The organism is Roseivivax halodurans JCM 10272 (assembly GCF_000521785.1).
GTDB classification, from domain to species: Bacteria; Pseudomonadota; Alphaproteobacteria; order Rhodobacterales; family Rhodobacteraceae; genus Roseivivax; species Roseivivax halodurans.
Map to the genome: position 1 here is coordinate 401532 of NZ_JALZ01000001.1, position 17865 is coordinate 419396.

Genomic DNA, 17865 nt, shown 5'->3' on the forward strand with positions numbered 1-17865 from the left:
GCTCATGTCCCGACCGCTCTCGTCGTTCTCTTTCCGTTCAGTCTTCGTCAAGAGCGCCGTGCTCTGCGTGGTCGCCTGTCTCGTGGTCTCGGTCGCGCTGTCGGTGGTCTATTCCCGCGGCATCCTCCAGACCGCGTCCACGACGCTGGAACACGAAGCCCGCACCATCACCGATCTCATGGGGGATACGATGACCCCTGCGGTGCGCTTCCGGGACGAGGCCAAGGTCTCGGGGACGCTTGCGGAGTTCCTGAAGCTGAGCGAGGGCCTAGCCGCCGGCGGACTCGCGCTCGGCGCGGACGGCATCGAAATCGGGTCTGCCTCGACCGGCGCGGGGCTTGCCCCCGACCTTCTGGGTCTCGCGCGGGAGGCCCTCAAGACGGGCGAACGGCAGGTCTCGGCGGACGGGCTGCGCGTCGCCGTTCCCCTGCGCATCGAGGCGGGCACGGCTCCCGTCGGGGTCTTTGCCACCCAGTGGACGACGGAAGAAGCCTCCGCCGCCACATCTAAGCTCCTGCGCTACGCGGCCCTCGTCACGGCAATTCTCATCCTCGTCATCGTGGCGGCCACGACGTTCCTCTACAACCGGATGATCGTCGGGCCGATCCATACGGCCAAGCGGGCGATCGAGGGGCTCAAACAGCACGATTACACCAGCGAGATCCCTCTGACCGGCCGCGGCGACGAACTCGGCGCAATCGCGCGGGCCCTCGACGGTCTGCGCGCCGATCTGGCGAGCGGCGAGGCCGCGCAGCGCAGTGCCGCGTTCCAGAGCGTCGCCTTCCGCAACTGCTCCGCCGCGCTGATGCTCGTCGATCCCGACTTCACCATCCGCGAGGTGAACGAGCCGCTCAAGGCGCTCTTCCGCAAGGCGCAGGACTCCCTGCGCCAGGAGGGCCGCGCGAATGTCGACCCCGAGAACATGGTGGGCACGTCGATCGACGCCTACCATCCGAAATCCTCGCCGATCCGCACCCGGCTCCAGTCGATGGGCAAGGATCCGGTCGAAACCCACATCCGGCTCGGTATCGCCACCGTCGATCTCCGGATCGACCACGCCCGGGACGCGGCCGGCAACACCATCGGCTACGTGCTCGAATGGCGCGACGTGTCGGACATCTGGTTCAAGAACGCGATGGTCGACGCGATCGATGCCTCGCAACTGCTCTGCCAGTTCACCGTCGAGGGCCGCGTCCGGCGCGCCAACGAACGGTTCTGCAGCGCGATGAAATGCTCCGAGGACGCGCTGGTCGGCCGGGATCTGAGGGACATGGCCCATATCTCCGGCAAGCAGGGCGCGGGACTTTCCGACGCCATCGCCAAGGTGCGCGCCGGCACGCCCTTCTACGGGGAGTTCACCTTCCCCCTCCCGGGCGGCGGAACGGCGATCGTCGACGGCAGCCTGACCTGCGTGCTCGACCGCGACGGCCAGCCCAACCGGCTAGTCCTCCTCGGCAAGGACGTCACCCGCACGCATCTCGACCTCGAGGCGGCGCGCAAGCGCGAGGAGGCGGATAAGAGCGAACGCGAGAAGGTCGTCGATGCGCTTCGCGTCGGCCTCCGCCAGCTCAGCGCGGGCGACCTGACGAGCCGCATCGACAGCGGTTTCGCCCCGGATTTCGAGGATCTGCGTCTCGATTTCAACGGCACCGTCGAGAACCTCGAGCGCGCCATGACCGAGATCCTCGACAGTGCCGCGAACATCCGCAACGAGACCGGCGACATCAGCACGACGGCGGACGCCCTCTCGCGCCGCACCGAGAGCACCGCCGCGACGCTCGAGCAGACCGCGGCCGCCCTCGATATGCTGACGACCTCGGTGCGCAATACCGCCGAAGGGGCGACCCAGGCCGACAAGGCCGTCGGCGCGGCCCGCGTCAATGCCGAGGAAAGCAGCGGCGTCGTCCTCGAGACAGTCGCGGCCATGGACCAGATCGCCGCCTCGTCCGAAGAGATCACCTCGATCATCAAGGTCATCGACGACATCGCCTTCCAGACCAACCTGCTCGCGCTCAACGCGGGCGTCGAAGCCGCCCGTGCCGGAGAGGCGGGACGCGGCTTCGCCGTCGTCGCCTCCGAGGTGCGCGCGCTGGCGCAACGCTCCTCGGATGCCGCGCGCGAGATCAAGGAGCTGATCGCGGAAAGCGGCGGGCAGGTCCAGAAGGGCGTCGATCTCGTCGGACGCACAGGCAAGGCGCTGCAGGCCATCGCCAATTCCGTGACCGAGATCGCGGGCCTCGTCTCGGACATCGCCGGCTCTGCCCAGCAGCAATCGATGAGCCTCGGAGAGATCAACTCCTCGGTGACCCAGCTCGATCAGACGACGCAGCAGGTGGCCGCGCGGCTCGAAGAGACGACGGCCGCCAGCGAGGCGCTGCGCAATGACGCCGTGTCGCTCGTCGATACGCTCGCGCGCTTCAAGATGCGCCAGTCCGGCCACCAGATCGACGCGGCGCCGGCGAAGGCGCCCGCTGCCCAGGCTCCCCGGCGGGCGGTTACGGCGGCGTCCGCTCCGCAGCCGGTCGAGAAATGGGCCGATTTTTGAGATGCCCGCGCATGGCGCACCTCTCGCTTCCCGGCCGACCCTCGTCGGCCCTCAAACGGACACCTGAGATGACCGATCTTACCGCAAGCACGGCGGACCCGAGCCTGGTCAACCGCCTGGTGGTCCAGGGACAATACGAGGCGACCGGAAATCCTTCCGTGGTGCTGTCGACCCTTCTTGGATCCTGCGTCGCCACCTGCATCAGCGATCCTCTGGCGGGAGTGGGCGGCATGAACCACTTCCTTCTCGCCGGCGGGGACGGGAGCGGGACCGACAACGAGCGGTATGGCTCCTACGCGATGGAAGTGCTCATCAACGCGCTCCTCAAGCTCGGCGCCCGGAAGTCGCGCCTGCAGGCGAAGCTCTTCGGCGGAGCGACCATGGCGGGACGCATGGGCCGGATCGGCGAGGCGAATTGCCGCTTCGCGACCGCCTATCTCGAGACCGAGAAGATCCCGCTGGTCGCGAGCAGCCTCGGCGGCCAGAGGGCGCGCCGGGTGCGGTACGTGCCGGTCACCGGTCAGGCGCAGCTGCTCTTTGTCGCCGATACCTTCCCCACGATCTCGCCTGCCGACCGCGGAGCCTCCGCGCAAGGCGAGGTGGACCTGTTCTAGGAGCAGCCCCCGGATGTCCACGACACTTTCACTGCCCGAAAAGCTCGACACCCGCGCCGCCGAGGACCTGGCTGCGATGCTGGGCGCACAGGAGCCGGGGGACCTGCGCCTCGACGGAACGTCAGTGGCGCGGCTCGGCGCCCTCTGCCGCCAGATCCTCTGGGCCCTCCAGGCGGACCGTGTCGCCCAGGGCTCCAGCGTGACGATCGCCGCGTCCGAGGCGATGGCGGAGGATCTTCGCCTGCTCGGCCTCGCCGGCGATCTGGTTTCCGAAGGGGATGACACATGAGTCTCAAGATCCTGGCCATTGACGACTCCCGAACCATACGGGAGATGCTGCGGATGTGCCTCGCGCGCGCCGGTTTCGACGTGCACACCGCCGAGGACGGCATCGCCGGGCTCGACTGTCTGCCCGAGGTGGAGCCCGACGTGGTGATCACCGACATCAACATGCCGCGGCTCGACGGGTTCGGCGTGATCTCGGCGATCCGGGCCGATGCCGAGCGCACCGCCCTGCCGATCCTCGTGCTGACGACCGAGAGCGCGCAGGACCTCAAGCAGCGGGCGCGCGAGAGCGGCGCCACCGGCTGGATCGTGAAACCCTTCGACGACGTGAAGCTCATCGCAGCCATACGCCGCATCGCCGCAACGTGAGACGCCCATGTCCTCTCTCGACGACATAAAGCAGATGTTCTTCCTCGAATGCGACGAGCTTCTCGAGGCCCTGAACGACGGTCTGGCGGATATCGAGGCGGCGCTTCCGGCCGGCGAGCTCGATCCCGAGGTCATCAACGCGGTGTTCCGGACCGTGCACTCGATCAAGGGCGGGGCTGCGTCCTTCGGTCTCGACGCGATCGTCCGGTTCTCTCACTCCTTCGAGACCGTGCTCGACCTCATGCGGTCGAACAAGCTTCTTCCCGACGCCGAGAACGTGCGGGTGCTGCACCGCTGTGCCGATCACCTCGCCGATCTCGTCGCCGCGGGGAGGGCGGACGCACCGACCGATCCTTCGGCCTCCGAGGCGCTGGTGCGCAGGCTCGACGCGATGACGCCCGGCAGCGCGGCGAAGGCGCCTGAGCCTGTCGCGGTACCTCAGGCGCCCGTGGAGGATGAACCCGCCGACGGCGAGGTCCCGCTGACATTCGCCCCGCTCGCCATTCCGCTCGCGTTCGACATCGCCGACGCGGCGCCCGGGCCGGGCATCTTCCGGATCGATGTCGCCCCGAGCGCCGAGCTCTTCGCCACCGGGAACGACCCCGTGCATCTCTTCCGGGAACTGGCCGGTCTCGGAGATCTGACCGTCACGGCGATCACCGACGAGGTTCCGACCCTCGCCGAGCTCGATCCGCTCATGCCGTATCTGCGCTGGCAACTCCAGCTCGAGACAGTATCCCCCGAGGCCGACATCCGCGAGGTCTTCGACTTCGTCGAGATGCTGGCCGAGGTCAGGATCACGCGCATCGATGCCGGCGGAGAGAGCGCCGCCGACGAGGACGCGCCGCAGATCCCGGCCGGGAGCCGTCCCGACGCCCGGGAGGAGGAGGCTTCGGCGGAGGGCGCCGAGACCTTCGGGGTTGCAGGGGCGGGCGATGGCGCGGGCGCTGCGCAGGGACGTTCCGGCCAGGCCAAGTCTGCCAAGAGCACCGTCCGGGTCGACCTCGACCTCGTCGATTCGCTGATCAACATCGTCGGCGAGCTCGTCATCAACCAGTCGTTCCTGACCCAGAGCTTCATCGAGGCCAATGTCGCGAACCGCGCCGACATCGGTTCCTCGCTCGACGAGTACAAGGGGCTCGCCCTGCAGATCCAGGAGAGCGTGATGTCGCTGCGCGCCCAGTCGGTCAAGCAGCTGTTCCAGCGCATGGCGCGTATCGTGCGGGAGACGTCGGAGGTCGCGGGCAAGCAGGTGGTGTTCGAGACCGAGGGCGAGGACACCGAGATCGACAAGACCGTCATCGAGCGTCTGATCGAGCCGCTGACCCATATCCTGCGGAACGCGATCGACCACGGGCTCGAGCCGACCGCGAAGCGGCGCGAGACCGGCAAGCCGGAGGCCGGCACGGTGCGGCTCTCGGCGTTCCATCGGTCCGGCCGCGTCCTGATCGAGGTTTCGGACAATGGCGGCGGGATCGACCGTGCGCGCGTCTTCGAGATCGCCGTAAAGAAGGGGCTCGTCTCGCCCGACGCGCAGATGAGCGACGCGGAGACGGATCGTCTGATCTTCCTGCCCGGGTTCTCGACCAAGGAGGCGGTCACGGATCTGTCGGGCCGCGGCGTCGGCATGGACGTCGTGCGGAGCGCCATCCAGAAGCTCGGCGGGAGGGTCGCGATCCAATCGGTGCCGGGCAAGGGCACGCGCTTCTCGATCTCGCTGCCGCTGACGCTGGCGGTGCTCGACGGCATGGTCGTCGACGTGGCGGGCCAGACGATGGTCGTCCCGATCACCGCTGTCGTCGAGACGATCCGCCCCGATCCCTCGGCGTTGCACTGGATCGGAGCGAGCGCCCACGTGATCAAGGTCCGCGACGCCCTGGTGCCGCTTGTCGATCTCGGCCTCGCCTTCGGATATCGCACCGAGCCGACCGAGGCGAACGAGCTCGTCCTCCTTCTCATCGAGACCGAGCAGGGCGACCGCTGGGCGCTCGCCGTCGATCGGATCATCGACCAGCGCCAGGTCGTCATCAAGAGTCTCGAACGCAATTACGGCCACGTCGAAGGCGTGGCGGCCGCAACGATCCTCGGCGACGGCAAGATCGCCCTGATCATCGACCCCGAGGAGATCGCGTGCATGGCCGAGCGCGAGCAGACCCCCCCGGCGCCCATGCTGGCAGCGATTGGAGAATAGGATGTCGACGACCGACGAGACGACCGGCAGAAGCGCCCGCGAACTGGTGTCCTTCGCGATCGGGGATCAGGATTTCTGCATGGACATCATGCTTGTCCGGGAAATCCGCGGCTGGACGAACGTGACCATGCTGCCGCACGCGCCTTCGTTCATCCTGGGTGTCATCAACCTGCGCGGGGCGGTGGTGCCGATCGTCGATCTGGCGTCACGGCTCGGGCTCACGCCGCTCGAGCCGACCCAGCGCCACGTCATCATCATCGCGTGCTCGGAGAGCAGACCGTCGGATTCCTCGTGAGCGCGGTGTCGGACATCCTCGGCGTCTCGCCGAGCGAGATCCAGGCGCCGCCGAAGGTGGGTGACGATGCCACCCAGGGCTTCATCGAAGGCGTGATCGCCAGCGACGATCGCATGCTGCGCATCCTCAACATCGCCGCCGTCCTCCCCCGCATCCAACTGCCCGAGGACGCCTGATGACCGAGATGTCGGGGGCGACGCGGATGAAGTCGGCGGAGACGGAGTTCACGGATGCGGATTTCCGCTCCATCGCCGGCATGCTGCACGAGCATTCCGGGATCAGCCTCGGGGAGGAGAACCGGCCGCTGGTCTTCTCGCGTCAGAGCAAGCACCTCCGGCGCCTCGGCCTTTCGCGCTTCGGCGATTACATCGCGCTGGTGCGGCGTGCGGACCAGGCCGAAGAGCGCTACCGGATGATCACGTCGCTGACGACGCATACGACGCGGTTCTTCCGGGAGGGGCAGCATTTCGAGTATCTCGCGACCGAACTGATGCCGCGGCTCGGAGAGGCGGCGCGCCGGGGAAAGCGCCTGCGGTTCTGGTCGGCGGGATGTTCCACCGGCGAAGAGGCCTACTCGATCGCCGCGACCGTGCTGCAGGCACTGCCCGACGCAGGACGCTGCGACGTGCGCGTGCTCGCGACGGACATTAGCAGAGAGGTCCTGACGGTGGCCGAGGGCGGGCGGTACCGCAATGCCGGGCTCTCGGGCATTCCCGAGCACATCGCGCCGATCTTGCTCGAGCCCGATCCCGATGCCGACTACGTGCGAATTGCCAAGCCGGTGCGGGACCTCGTGACGTTCCGCTACCTCAATTTCGTCGAGCCGTGGCCGCTGAGCGGACCCTTCGATGCGATCTTCTGCCGCAACGTGGCGATCTACATGGCCGAGGACATGCAGGCGCGCGTCTGGGCGGGGCTGGAATCCGTGCTTGGCCCCGAAGGCGTGCTCTTCATCGGCCATTCCGAGCGTCTCGGGCCCGAATTCCGCGACCGGCTGGAACTTTGCGACAAGACGACCTTTCGACGCGTCGGATCGGCGCGCGCCTCCTCAGACTGCAGGACAGATTGACATGTCACTCAAGGATTCGCTTTCGGTCATGGTGGTCGACGACATGAGCACCTCGCGCAGCCTCATCCTGATGGCGCTCGAACAGATCGGCATCCAGCACATCGACTTCACCAAGGACGGCCAGTCCGCGCTGCAGAAGATCGCGGCCAAGCCCGTGCACCTGGTCATCTCGGACTACAACATGCCGGGGCTGAACGGCCTGCAACTGCTCGAGGCGTTGCGCCGCAACAAGTCCACGAGCCGCATCGGCTTCATCCTCGTCAGCGGCAAGCTCGACAAGGAGATCCTGACCACGGGACAGAAGCTCGGCCTCAACAACTTCATCACCAAGCCCTTCGACGTGCCGCAGATGAAGACCTGCCTGCAATCGGTGGTGGGGCCGCTTTGAGCCGCAGCGAGACCCGGGTCCCGCTCGACCTGCTGTTTCGCCGTCTCGCCGGCGAGATGCGCCAGCTCGAGCAGGACGGGCTGAAGCTCGAGGGATGGATCAGCGGTGCGCTGCAGGAACGGAACGAGGCGATGCCGCCGGTCTCGGCCGCGCTTCAGAACCTCGATCGGCTCTTGCAGACGCTCGGCGAGCTCGGCCTGCTCTTCGAGGGGCTTGCCGTTGAAATCCGGGAAGCCCCCGTGCTCGATCTCGAAAACGCCATCGGCCAGGTCCGGCTGCGGGACCTGACGATCGCGCTGGTCGGCGGCTCCAGCGTCGAGGGCGCGGCAGCAAGCGGCGAGGTCGATTTCTTCTGAGCGTGCGATGACGGCCGCATCGGCGCCGGAACGGTCCAGCAGAGCGCGGCAGAGACGGGACCGGAGGGCGCCGGGCGGTCCTCCGCAATGCGGACGGCGTCCTTCGGCAACGCGGCGCGTATGGTGAGCGGTGCCCGGTGGCGCGCATGAGGCGGACGCATTCCGCCGGGCGCTCAGGACCCGCCACCCTCGCGGCCTTCGCGCCACGACGCCCAGGCCTCTGGAGTGTCGAGATCGGTGAGGGCGGCGCGGCCGGGCAGGGCGACGCCAACGACGCACGGGGCCGAGGCCAGAACCTCGCGGGCGCCCCTGTCCCCCTCAATCGCGCGCAAGGCGGCAAAATCGCGGCGGGGGAAGAGGACAGGATGACCCGGCGCTCCGCCCGCATCCGTTCCCCGGATCACGCAAGGCTCCGCAGGATCGAAGGCGCCGCACAGGGTCTCGAATTCGCGCCTGCCGAGCTCGGGCATGTCACCCGGCACGATCATCACCGCCACCGCGTCTTCGGGTAAGGCGCCGATGCCCGCCCGGATCGAGGCCGCCATGCCCTCGCCGGCATCCGCAACGGCAACGCGCGTGACCGAGAGCCCCTCGAGCGCCGCCACGCGGGCACCCGCGCCGGCCGGCAGGGTCACCACGACATCGCGGCACGCGGCGAGGGCCTCCTCCGCTTGACGGCGCAGCAGCGGAACCCCGCCGACCTCCATCAGCAGCTTGTCCGCTCCCCGCATGCGTTTTCCGAAGCCCGCGGCGAGAATAAGTATTGAAATCCGCGCCACGCGCGCTTGTTTGCCCATCATCCCCTCATGAGCGACACGTCGCCTCCGATCCGCGGAGGACCCTGCCGAAACCGACTTGATTGGCCAACGATATTGACATGAGGGCCTTTTTCCTGAGAACCCCTGTCCTTGACATGTTATCATCACCCCTGGCGTCGCAGTTACGTGCTCCGACCGCCGGGCGAGCCGACTCCCGAGACACTCCGACACACTGACCGACCCACGACCGGAACATCCATGCGCGCAGCGACCCCAGACAACCAGGCCGAGCGTCTCGAGGAACTCGAGAGCTACGGCATCCTCGACACCGGAGCCGAGGACAGCTTCGACGAGGTCACCGCGCTCGTGAAGCACATCTGCGACGTGCCCGTGGCCCTGATCTCGCTCGTGGATGCGGACCGTCAATGGTTCAAGTCCCGGGCCGGCTTCGAGCCGGTGCAGACCTCGATCGACATGGCGATCTGCGCGCATACGATCCTCCAGGAGGACGTGCTCGAGATCCGCGACACCCAAGAAGACGCGCGCACCCGCGACAACCCGCTCTGCACCGAAGGGGAGACGCCGATCCGGTTCTACGCCGGCGCCCCGCTGATCTCGCGGTCGGGATACGCGCTGGGCTCGCTCTGCGTCATCGACACCCAGCCGCGCGAGCTCAACGAGGTCCAGCGCGAGGCGCTGACGACCATGGCGCGGCAGGTGATGCGGCAGCTCGACCTGCGCCGGGCGCTGCGCAACGAGGCGATCCTGCGCGACGAGATCGACCACCGGGTCAAGAACTCGCTGCAGACCGTGGCGTCTTTCATCCGGCTCTACACCGCGCGCGCCAAGCAGGACGAGACCCGCGATGCGCTGCAGGCGATCTCGCGGCGGGTCAACGCCATCGCCCAGCTTCACACCGAGCTCTACCAGACCTCGGAGTTCGACATGATCCGGCTCGACACGTATCTCACCCGGGTCTGCGAGCTGATGCGTGGCTCGATCGGACGCAATGTCCGCATCCGCACCAACTTCGCGCCGGTGCGCGTCGACAGCCGCAAGGCCGCGACGCTCGCCATGATCGCGAGCGAGTTCGCCGCCAATTCGAGCAAGCACGCCTTCCCGGACGGCCGCAAGGGCACGGTCACGATCTCGCTCCAGAAGGATGCGGAGGATGCGATCCACCTCGTCTGCGAGGACGACGGCATCGGCGACCAGGCCGAGACGCTGCGCAGCGAGGGAAGCGAGATGTCCTCGATCGGCATGCGCCTGATGGAGAGCGCCGCCGAGCAGATCGGCGGCCAGCTCGAACTCGGAGCCGGCCCGGACGGCTACCGCCTCAGCCTCGTCACGACTCCGGGGAGCGCTGAAGCGGGGCCTCGAGAGGTCTTATTTTCAGCCGAGTGAGGCGGTTGTTGTCGCGGCCGACGACCTCGAACCGGAAGCCGTGGAAGCTGAAGGCCTGTCCCACCGTGGGAATCATCTGCGCCTCGTGGATCACGAGCCCCGCCACCGTGTTCGCCTCGTCGTCCGGCAATTGGTAGTCGGTCGCGCGGTTGAAGTCGCGGATCGTCATCTGCCCGTCGATCCAGTAATGCCCGTCCTCGGCGACGCTGATCGTGTGATCGGCATCGGGGTCGAACTCGTCGGTGATCTCGCCCACGATTTCCTCGAGGATGTCCTCGAGCGTGATCAGCCCCTGCAGCGCCCCGTATTCGTCGACCACCAGCGCGAAATGGGTGCGCCGCCGCAGGAATTGCCGCATCTGGTCGTCGAGCGAGGTGGTGTCCGGCACGAAATAGGGCGGCATCGCGATATCCGCGATCTTGAAGCTCTTGAGCGCCTCGAGGCTGCTCTCGGCGCCCTCCATCAGCTTGTACATCGCCCGCAACAGGTCCTTGGCGTGCACGAGCCCCACGATGTTCTCGGGATCGTCCTTGTAGACCGGCAGCCGCGTGTGGCTGCTCTGGAGGCATTGCTGCAGGATCTCGGAAGGCTCGGCGTCGGCGTTGATCATCTCGATGCCCGAGCGGTGGAGCATGACCTCCTCGACGGTCCGCTCGCCGAGATCGAGCGCGCCGAGGATGCGGTCGCGGTCCTCCTTCTCGACCACGCCCTCGGAATGGCCGAGATTGAGCGCGCCCGCGATCTCCTCGCGCACCGCGAGGATCTGGCTGTCGGGATCGGTTTCGACCCCGAAGAGCCGCAGCACCAGGCGGACGAATGCCCGGACCGCGCCGACGACCGGCGCGAAGACGAGGATCACGACCTGGATCACCGGCGCGACCCGCGTCGCCGCGCTCTCGGGATTGGTGATCGCGTAGGTCTTGGGCAGCACCTCGGAGAAGACCAGAACCAGCAGCGTCATGATCAGCGTCGCGATCGCCACACCCGACTCGCCGAAGAGCCGGGTGAAGAGCGCGGTCGCGAGCGACGTGGCAAGGATGTTGACGAGGTTGTTGCCGAGCAGGACTGACCCGATCAGGCTTTCGTTGTCCTCGGTGATCTTGAGCGCCCGTTCGGCACCCTTCGATCCCTTGTCGGTGGCGGCGCGCAGCTTGCCGCGGGAGGCGGCGGTCAGGGCCGTCTCGGATCCCGAGAAGAAGCCCGACAGCACGAGGAGGGCGATGATGGCGAGCGACGTGATCCAGAAGGCTGCGTCGAGGGCTGCGGCGTCCATATAATCCTTGGGGGGTGTTGTTGCGGTTAGCTGGTTATGTGCTGAGGCGCGCGCGCGTTCAAGTGTCCCGCGCGAGCGGATGGTGATCGAGCACCAGCTCGCGCAGGCGCGCCTCGATCACATGTGTGTAGATCTCGGTCGTGCCGACATCCGCATGCCCGAGGAAGGTCTGGATCGCGCGCAGGTCGGCCCCGTTCTCGAGAAGGTGCGTCGCGAAGGCGTGGCGCAGCGTGTGCGGCGTCACCTTGGCGGGCGAGACGCCGGCATTGACCGCCACGTCTTTCAGCAGCGCGTAGAAGCCGTGCCGGGTGAGGTGCCCGGTCTTGCCACGCGAGGCGAAGAGATGCGGGGAGGCGGGCCGGCCGTCGGCCTTCGCCTCGGCCTCCTGTCGCTCGCGATGGGCGAGCCACGTCGCCAGCGCCTCGCGGGCGGGCGGGCTCAGCGGCACCATGCGCTCCTTGCCGCCCTTGCCCCGGATCAGCAGCATTCGCGGATCGCCCCGCGCCGCCGAGAGCGGCAGGGTCACGAGCTCCGACACCCGCATTCCCGTCGCGTAGAGCACATGCATGAGGCAGCCGTTGCGCAGCCGGTCCGCCTCGGTCCGCCCGGTCGCCTCGGCCGCCGCGATCAGCCGGTCCACCTCCTCGAGGCTCAGCGTCTTCGGCAGCCGCCGGTCGCGCCCCGGTCCCGAGATCTGGATCGCCGGATTGTCCCCGCGGAACCCTTCCTCGAAGGCGAAGCGGTAGATCTGCTTGATGGCCGACAGCCGCCGCGCCCGCGTCGACTTGGCGAAGCCCTGCGCGTCGCAATGGACGAGATAATCCTCCACGTCGGCGCGCTCCGCCCCGGCGAGGCTCCGGCCCCGTCCCGAGAGCCAGCCGGAGAAATCCCGCAGGTCCCGTCCATAGGCGAGGAGCGTGTTCGTCGCCGATCCGCGCTCCGCGACCTGCGCCTCGAGAAAGGCCGAGATCCAGCGCGCGTCGCTCACCGGAGCGGCTCCTCGGTCAGGATCGCGAGCTGCAGCGCCGCGCGCCGCGCCGTATCCTCGAGGCCGAGCGCCCGGAACGTCGCCAGCGCATCGGTCAGATCGCCCGCGTTGCCCGCCGCGCCCGACCCGAAGAGGGTCATCGCCCGCAGGATCGCCTCGCCGAGCCGGCCCGAGCGCGCCATCTCCGCCAGATCGTCGGGCGGCGCGGCGTTCTCCGCGAAGGCCTGCGCGATGGGTTGGGCATGCGGCACGCTCGGCGTGGCCTGCGGAGCCTCGCCCCGCGCGATGGCCGACAGAAAGCCGAGAACGCCGCCCTCGGCCTCGATCTCGCGCGCCGCATCCTCGTAGCCGTCCGACAGGAGCGCCGCCTCGGCCGCGATCCGACCGGCACGGCCCTCGAGGTCCAGCTCGGCGAGCTCCTGGCCGAAGAGCCGCGCGAAGGGCACCGCAAGATCGTTCGACAGCATCAGCGGCCAGACAGCGCGCAACGTCTCCTCGATCTCAGCGGTCTCTCCGGCGGCGAGCGCGGCCTCGAAATCCTGCAGCGCCGCGACCCGGTCCCAGACCCCGCCCGACGCGGCGGGCTCCTGCTCGGTGTAGATGCCGAGGAACCGGTTCTCGGACACCGCGCCCGCCCGGACCAGCCGCTCCACCGCCTCGATCTGCGCCTTCCATCCGAAATCGCCCGACAGGTGCGACGTGGCATAGGCGCGGGGCAGGGCGGTCGTCGGCAGCGGCTCTCCGACCGCCGAATAGAGCACGAATTGCAGCGGTGTCGGCGAGAGCGGCGGCGGCAGCGACGGCAACTCCTCGGCGGCCTCGGGCGAAAGGAACCGCTCCAGCAGATCCGCATCGCGCCCCGTCAGATCGCCGAGCGCGCGCCCCGTCTCGAAGGCCAGCGCCGCCCGCGGCCAGTCGCCGTTCCGTGCGGCACAAAAGACACGCGGCGCGACTTTTTCGGTCAGTCTCGGGTTCTCGTCCAGCGCCTTGCAGGGGTCGTCCGCCCGCCCCGTCAGCAGCGCGACGTCGAACCACGTCTCGAAAAGCGGCCGTTCGGCCGGGCCCGCGCGGTCGAGCAGCGCCGACGCCGCATCCAGCGCGCCGACCTCCACGAGCCGCCGCACCCGCGTCGCCAGAAAGTCGCGGCTGCCCTCCGGCGGATCCGCCTCGGCCAGCATCAACGTGTTGAGAAGCGCGGACAGCGCCGGCACCGCCGGGTCCACCTCCGCGATCAGCCGCGTCAGCCGCTCGGGATCCGACCGCGACCAGAGCGAGCGCGGCAGCCCCGTCATCGACATCGGCAGGAGCCCCGCCGCTGCAGGCTCGGTCTCTCCGATCGGCCCCTCGGCGACGGTCGGAGCGCGCGCATCGATCGCCACGGGCGGCTCTTCGCGAGGGGGCAGGATCGCCCGCGAGCCGGTCGCGGGAGGCGCGATCGCCGGGGCCGCGCCCTCGCGCCCGAGCCAGTCGATCGCCGACAGCGGCTCCTGCGCCAGAAGCGGAGAGGCCGCGACCGTCATCGCGATCAGAAAGGGGGCGCCGATCATGCCAGGACTCAGTCGACCTCGAGATCCACCGGTTCGCGCACCTCGGTCTGCGGCGGCGTGAAGTCGGCGCCGAAGAAAGGTCCCACATAAGCGTAGACGACCAGCAGCACCACACACAGCGCCAGCAGATATAACAGCCATTTCAGGATAATTCCCATGCTCTTGCCCGTCCCTCGCCTCGGCATTTTTTTGCACTTATAACTGGCATTCCGGGCGAGTTCACGTCATTCAGCCGGGAAATTCGAAATTTGGGCACGTGATGGCCGAGAGAGTGGCAATTCCCGATCTGCGGCTGAAAAAGCCGGTGGTCATGGTCGGAATGATGGGCGCAGGCAAGACCGCGGTGGGCCGCGCGGTTGCGGGCCATCTCCACGTGCCGTTCCTCGATTCGGACCACGAGATCGAGACTGCCGCGAACATGACCATCGCCGAGATCTTCGCCCGCGACGGCGAGCCCTTCTTCCGCGTCAAGGAGGCGCAGGTGATCGCCCGGCTGCTCGCCGGCCCGCCGATGGTGCTCTCGACCGGCGGCGGCGCCTTTATGCAGGAGGACAACCGCGCGCTCGTCGCGCGGCTCGGCGTCTCGGTCTGGCTCAAGGCCGATCTCGACACGCTCTGGGCCCGGGTGAAGCAGAAGGCGACGCGGCCGCTTCTCAGGACGGCCGATCCCTACGGCACGCTCGCGGGCCTCGTCGAGGCGCGCGATCCGACCTACGCGCTCGCCGACGTCACCGTGCGCAGCGAGACCGGCTTCTCGATCGACCAGACCGCCCGCCGCGTGATCGACGCGCTGAAAGCCCGCCCCGACGTGCTGGAGACCCCCGAATGACGACCCAAACCGTGCATGTCGCCCTCGGGAGCCGCGCCTACGACGTCCGAATCGGGCCGGGTCTCATCCCGCGGGCCGGCGCCGAGATCGCGGACCTTCTCGCGCGCCCCCGCGTCGCCATCGTGACCGACGAGAACGTCGCCGCCGCGCATCTCGGCGCGCTTCAGGCCGGCCTCGACGCCGAAGGGATCGCGCACGAGGCGCTGATCCTGCCGCCGGGCGAGGGCACCAAGAGCTGGACGCAGCTCGAGGCGTGCGTGGGCTGGCTTCTCGACCGGCGGATCGAGCGCCGCGACGTCGTGATCGCCCTCGGCGGCGGCGTCATCGGCGACCTCGTCGGCTTCGCCGCCGCGATCCTGCGCCGCGGCGTGCGCTTCGTGCAGGTGCCGACCTCGCTCCTCGCGCAGGTCGACAGCTCCGTCGGCGGCAAGACCGGCATCAACACCGCCCACGGCAAGAACCTCGTCGGCGCCTTCCACCAGCCCGCCCGGGTCCTCGCCGACACCGCCGCGCTCGACACGCTCACGCCCCGCGACTTCCGCGCCGGCTATGGCGAGGTGATGAAATACGGCCTCCTCGGCGACGCGGACTTCTTCGGCTGGCTCGAGGAGAACGGCCCGCGCCTTGCCGCCGGAGACGCCGCCGCCCGCGCCCGCGCCGTCCGCCGCTCGGTCGAGATGAAGGCCGAGATCGTCGTGCGCGACGAGACCGAGCAGGGCGACCGCGCGCTCCTCAATCTCGGCCACACCTTCTGCCACGCGCTCGAGGCGGCGACCGGCTACTCGGACCGGCTCCTTCACGGCGAAGGCGTCGGCATCGGCTGCGCGCTTGCCATCGCGCTCTCGGCCCGGCTCGGCCTCTGCCCGCAGGAGGATCCGAGCCGCGTCGCCGCGCACCTCTCCGCCATGGGCATGAAGGCGCGCCTGTCGGACATCCCGGGCGATCTGCCGGACGCGGACGCGCTGCTGTCCCTCATGGCGCAGGACAAGAAGATGATGGACGGCAGGCTGCACTTCATCCTCGCCCGCGGCATCGGCGATGCGTTCGTTACCTCCGACGTGCCCCCGGACGCCGTGCGGGCGCTCCTCGTCGAGGCGCTCAGCGACCGCGCCGCAGCATCATGAGCTCGCCCACGTTCTCGCGCGTGATGTAGCCGAGGACGCGCCCCGCGCCGTCCGTCACCGCGACCGCCGGTCTGCTGCCGAGTGCGTCGAGGATCGAGGGCAGGGGCGCCGCGAGCGCGACGCTCGGGATGTCGCGCCGCATGATCTCGCCCACGGGCCGCGTCCGCTCGCCCTCGGCCATCGCCCGGAAGAGCGCATCGCGCGTGAGGAACCCCGCCAGCGTTCCGTCCGGCGCGAGCACCGGGAACTCGTGCTGCGTCGTGCGGATCAGCGCCTGTCCGGCGGTCGCGAGCGTGTCCTCGGGCGCGAGCCGCTCGAACTCGGTGATCATCGCGTCCCGCGCCGACAGCCCCTCGGCGACCGAGCGCTGCGAGACCTCGGAATTCTCCGCGCTCGCCGCGAGGAAGACGAAGGTCGCGACGAGCACGAGCAGGATGTTGCCGCTGAAGAGCCCGAGGAACCCGAGGCCGAAGGCGATGACCTGGCCGACGAGCGCCGCCCGCTTGGTCGCCTTCACCCGCCCCATGAAGAGCGCGAGCCCCGCCCGCAGCACCCGCCCGCCGTCCATCGGGAAGGCCGGGATCAGGTTGAAGACCACGAGCCAGATGTTCACCGCGGCGAGCCGTCCGGCAAAGCCCGCGGCGGTGCCGTCGACCGCCGTCAGTGCCGCCATGTCGAGCCGCGCGCCGAAGAGGATCAGGAGCCCCGCGATCACCACGTTCACCGCCGGGCCCGCGAGCGCGACCTTGATCTCCTGCCACGGCTTCTCGGGCATCCGCTCGAGCCGCGCGAGGCCGCCGATCGGCAGCAGCGTGATGTCGGGAGTGCGGATGCCGTAGCGCCGCGCCGTCAGCGCGTGGCCGAACTCGTGCGCCACGACGCAGGCAAAGAGCGCGAGGATGAAGGCCGTGTTGAGTAGCGCCGCCTCGGGGCCCGCGCTGACCCAGGCGCTCGCCGCGATCCACGCGAGCAGCAGGAAGAAGGTGGCGTGGACGCGCAGCTCGGATCCGAGCAGGCGACCGATGGGAAAGGACCAGGACATGGCGCAACCGGAGATGAGGGACGTCTCTCATCCACATAAGGCTGCAACCCCGCCCCGGGGAGGGGCGGGGTGTCGCGCCGGGCCGTGCCTCAGAACGGGATCTCGTCGTCGATGTCGCGCGACGGCGCCCGCGAGGGCCCCGATCCGCCGCCGCCGTAATCGCGGTCGCCGCCGCCGCCGTAGCCGCCGCCATTGCCACCCTCGTAATCGTCCGGGTAGCCGCCGCCACCGCCGCCGCCGAAGTTGCCGCCGCCCGAGGGGCCGTCACGGCCGTCGAGCATGGTCAGCTCCGAGCGGTAGGGGCGCAGCACGACCTCGGTCGAATAGCGGTCCTGGCCGTTCTGGTCCTGCCACTTGCGGGTCTCGAGCTGGCCCTCGATATAGACCTTCGAGCCCTTCTTGAGATATTGCTCGGCGACCCGCGCGAGCGGCTCCGAGAAGATCGCGACCGAGTGCCACTCGGTCTTCTCCCGGCGCTCGCCGGTATTGCGGTCCTTCCAGGATTCCGAGGTCGCGATCCGCAGGTTGCAGACCTTGCCGCCGTTCTGGAACGTGCGCGTCTCGGGGTCCCGCCCGAGATTGCCGATGAGAATGACCTTGTTCACCGATCCGGCCATGTGACCTCTCTTCCTGTCGTACCTGTTCGCCGCGCCGATTCCCGAAGGCCGCGGCATCGTTCCGTCGCTTCTACACTTTCACCCCGGCCTCCGGAACAGGTGACCGACCCGACTTGCCGCCGCGCAACTTGGGCACGAACCCATTACTAAAGCCCTGAACCGCGAAAATCG

Annotated in this window: 20 protein-coding genes; 13 read left to right on the forward strand and 7 right to left on the reverse strand. The window is 68.7% G+C overall.

From position 1 onward, the window contains the following. The first annotated feature begins 4 nt into the window (after nucleotides 1-4). From OCH239_RS21600 to OCH239_RS01900, 10 genes are all read left to right on the forward strand, one after another. The gene (locus OCH239_RS21600) at nucleotides 5-2545 is read left to right on the forward strand and encodes a methyl-accepting chemotaxis protein (protein ID WP_051489145.1); all 2541 of its coding nucleotides are present in this window, start codon (nucleotides 5-7) and stop codon (nucleotides 2543-2545) included. 68 nt (nucleotides 2546-2613) lie between these two features. Further along, nucleotides 2614-3159: a hypothetical protein gene (locus OCH239_RS01865; protein ID WP_051489147.1), complete on the forward strand. Its 546-nt coding sequence runs from the start codon at nucleotides 2614-2616 to the stop codon at nucleotides 3157-3159. A 13-nt stretch (nucleotides 3160-3172) separates the two neighbouring features. Beyond that, complete coding sequence (locus tag OCH239_RS01870) at nucleotides 3173-3448, forward strand: STAS domain-containing protein (protein WP_037257768.1); 276 nt, start codon at nucleotides 3173-3175, stop codon at nucleotides 3446-3448. Then, entirely contained in the window at nucleotides 3445-3813 is a 369-nt protein-coding gene (locus OCH239_RS01875; protein ID WP_037257771.1) for a response regulator, read from the forward strand. Before OCH239_RS01870 ends, OCH239_RS01875 begins: the two co-directional genes overlap by 4 nt. A gap of 7 nt (nucleotides 3814-3820) precedes the next feature. Then, nucleotides 3821-6004 (forward strand): chemotaxis protein CheA, encoded by a 2184-nt coding sequence (locus OCH239_RS01880; RefSeq protein ID WP_037257774.1) that lies wholly within the window; start codon nucleotides 3821-3823, stop codon nucleotides 6002-6004. A 1-nt stretch (nucleotide 6005) separates the two neighbouring features. Further along, a complete protein-coding gene (locus OCH239_RS23810) occupies nucleotides 6006-6299 on the forward strand; it encodes a chemotaxis protein CheW (RefSeq protein ID WP_341871935.1) in 294 nt (97 codons plus the stop codon). Further along, on the forward strand, nucleotides 6296-6475 hold the full coding sequence (locus OCH239_RS23815; RefSeq protein ID WP_341871936.1) for a chemotaxis protein CheW: 180 nt from the start codon (nucleotides 6296-6298) through the stop codon (nucleotides 6473-6475). Before OCH239_RS23810 ends, OCH239_RS23815 begins: the two co-directional genes overlap by 4 nt. Further along, on the forward strand, nucleotides 6475-7368 hold the full coding sequence (locus OCH239_RS01890) for a CheR family methyltransferase (RefSeq protein ID WP_051489148.1): 894 nt from the start codon (nucleotides 6475-6477) through the stop codon (nucleotides 7366-7368). Before OCH239_RS23815 ends, OCH239_RS01890 begins: the two co-directional genes overlap by 1 nt. A gap of 1 nt (nucleotide 7369) precedes the next feature. After that, the gene (locus tag OCH239_RS01895) at nucleotides 7370-7756 is read left to right on the forward strand and encodes a response regulator (RefSeq protein WP_037257776.1); all 387 of its coding nucleotides are present in this window, start codon (nucleotides 7370-7372) and stop codon (nucleotides 7754-7756) included. Then, nucleotides 7753-8112, forward strand: a complete 360-nt coding sequence (locus tag OCH239_RS01900; protein WP_037257777.1) for a hypothetical protein — start codon at nucleotides 7753-7755, stop codon at nucleotides 8110-8112. The genes OCH239_RS01895 and OCH239_RS01900 overlap by 4 nt, the downstream gene beginning before the upstream one ends. Before the next feature lie 173 nt (nucleotides 8113-8285). On the opposite strand, the gene OCH239_RS01905 is transcribed toward OCH239_RS01900, so the two are convergent. Continuing rightward, nucleotides 8286-8912 carry a nucleotidyltransferase family protein gene (locus OCH239_RS01905; RefSeq protein WP_341871937.1) on the reverse strand — a complete coding sequence of 209 codons (627 nt, stop codon included), beginning with the start codon at nucleotides 8910-8912 and terminating at the stop codon, nucleotides 8286-8288. A gap of 216 nt (nucleotides 8913-9128) precedes the next feature. Between OCH239_RS01905 and OCH239_RS01910 the strand changes: the two genes are divergently transcribed. Further along, nucleotides 9129-10274, forward strand: coding sequence for a histidine kinase dimerization/phosphoacceptor domain -containing protein (locus OCH239_RS01910; RefSeq protein ID WP_051489152.1), 1146 nt, complete (start codon nucleotides 9129-9131; stop codon nucleotides 10272-10274). On the opposite strand, the gene OCH239_RS01915 is transcribed toward OCH239_RS01910, so the two are convergent. From OCH239_RS01915 to OCH239_RS23260, 4 genes are read right to left on the reverse strand one after another with little or no spacing between them, the layout of a single operon-like run. After that, the gene (locus OCH239_RS01915; RefSeq protein ID WP_037257780.1) at nucleotides 10216-11547 is read right to left on the reverse strand and encodes an HlyC/CorC family transporter; all 1332 of its coding nucleotides are present in this window, start codon (nucleotides 11545-11547) and stop codon (nucleotides 10216-10218) included. The genes OCH239_RS01910 and OCH239_RS01915 overlap by 59 nt on opposite strands. 58 nt (nucleotides 11548-11605) lie before the next feature. Next, nucleotides 11606-12535, reverse strand: coding sequence for a site-specific tyrosine recombinase XerD (locus OCH239_RS01920; protein WP_037257788.1), 930 nt, complete (start codon nucleotides 12533-12535; stop codon nucleotides 11606-11608). Beyond that, entirely contained in the window at nucleotides 12532-14082 is a 1551-nt protein-coding gene (locus tag OCH239_RS01925; RefSeq protein ID WP_244430285.1) for a hypothetical protein, read from the reverse strand. The genes OCH239_RS01920 and OCH239_RS01925 overlap by 4 nt, the downstream gene beginning before the upstream one ends. Before the next feature lie 8 nt (nucleotides 14083-14090). Beyond that, complete coding sequence (locus OCH239_RS23260) at nucleotides 14091-14240, reverse strand: hypothetical protein (RefSeq protein ID WP_169733007.1); 150 nt, start codon at nucleotides 14238-14240, stop codon at nucleotides 14091-14093. A 101-nt stretch (nucleotides 14241-14341) separates the two neighbouring features. On the opposite strand from OCH239_RS23260, the gene OCH239_RS01930 reads away from it, so the two are divergent. After that, nucleotides 14342-14911, forward strand: a complete 570-nt coding sequence (locus OCH239_RS01930) for a shikimate kinase (RefSeq protein ID WP_037257791.1) — start codon at nucleotides 14342-14344, stop codon at nucleotides 14909-14911. Then, nucleotides 14908-16035: a 3-dehydroquinate synthase gene (gene aroB / locus OCH239_RS01935; protein WP_037257794.1), complete on the forward strand. Its 1128-nt coding sequence runs from the start codon at nucleotides 14908-14910 to the stop codon at nucleotides 16033-16035. The genes OCH239_RS01930 and aroB overlap by 4 nt, the downstream gene beginning before the upstream one ends. Here aroB and OCH239_RS01940 read toward each other — a convergent pair. Continuing rightward, nucleotides 16010-17077: a site-2 protease family protein gene (locus tag OCH239_RS01940; protein ID WP_037257798.1), complete on the reverse strand. Its 1068-nt coding sequence runs from the start codon at nucleotides 17075-17077 to the stop codon at nucleotides 16010-16012. The two genes, aroB and OCH239_RS01940, sit on opposite strands and share 26 nt — an antisense overlap. An 89-nt stretch (nucleotides 17078-17166) precedes the next feature. After that, complete coding sequence (gene ssb / locus OCH239_RS01945; RefSeq protein WP_037257801.1) at nucleotides 17167-17694, reverse strand: single-stranded DNA-binding protein; 528 nt, start codon at nucleotides 17692-17694, stop codon at nucleotides 17167-17169. Nucleotides 17695-17865 lie beyond the last annotated feature (171 nt).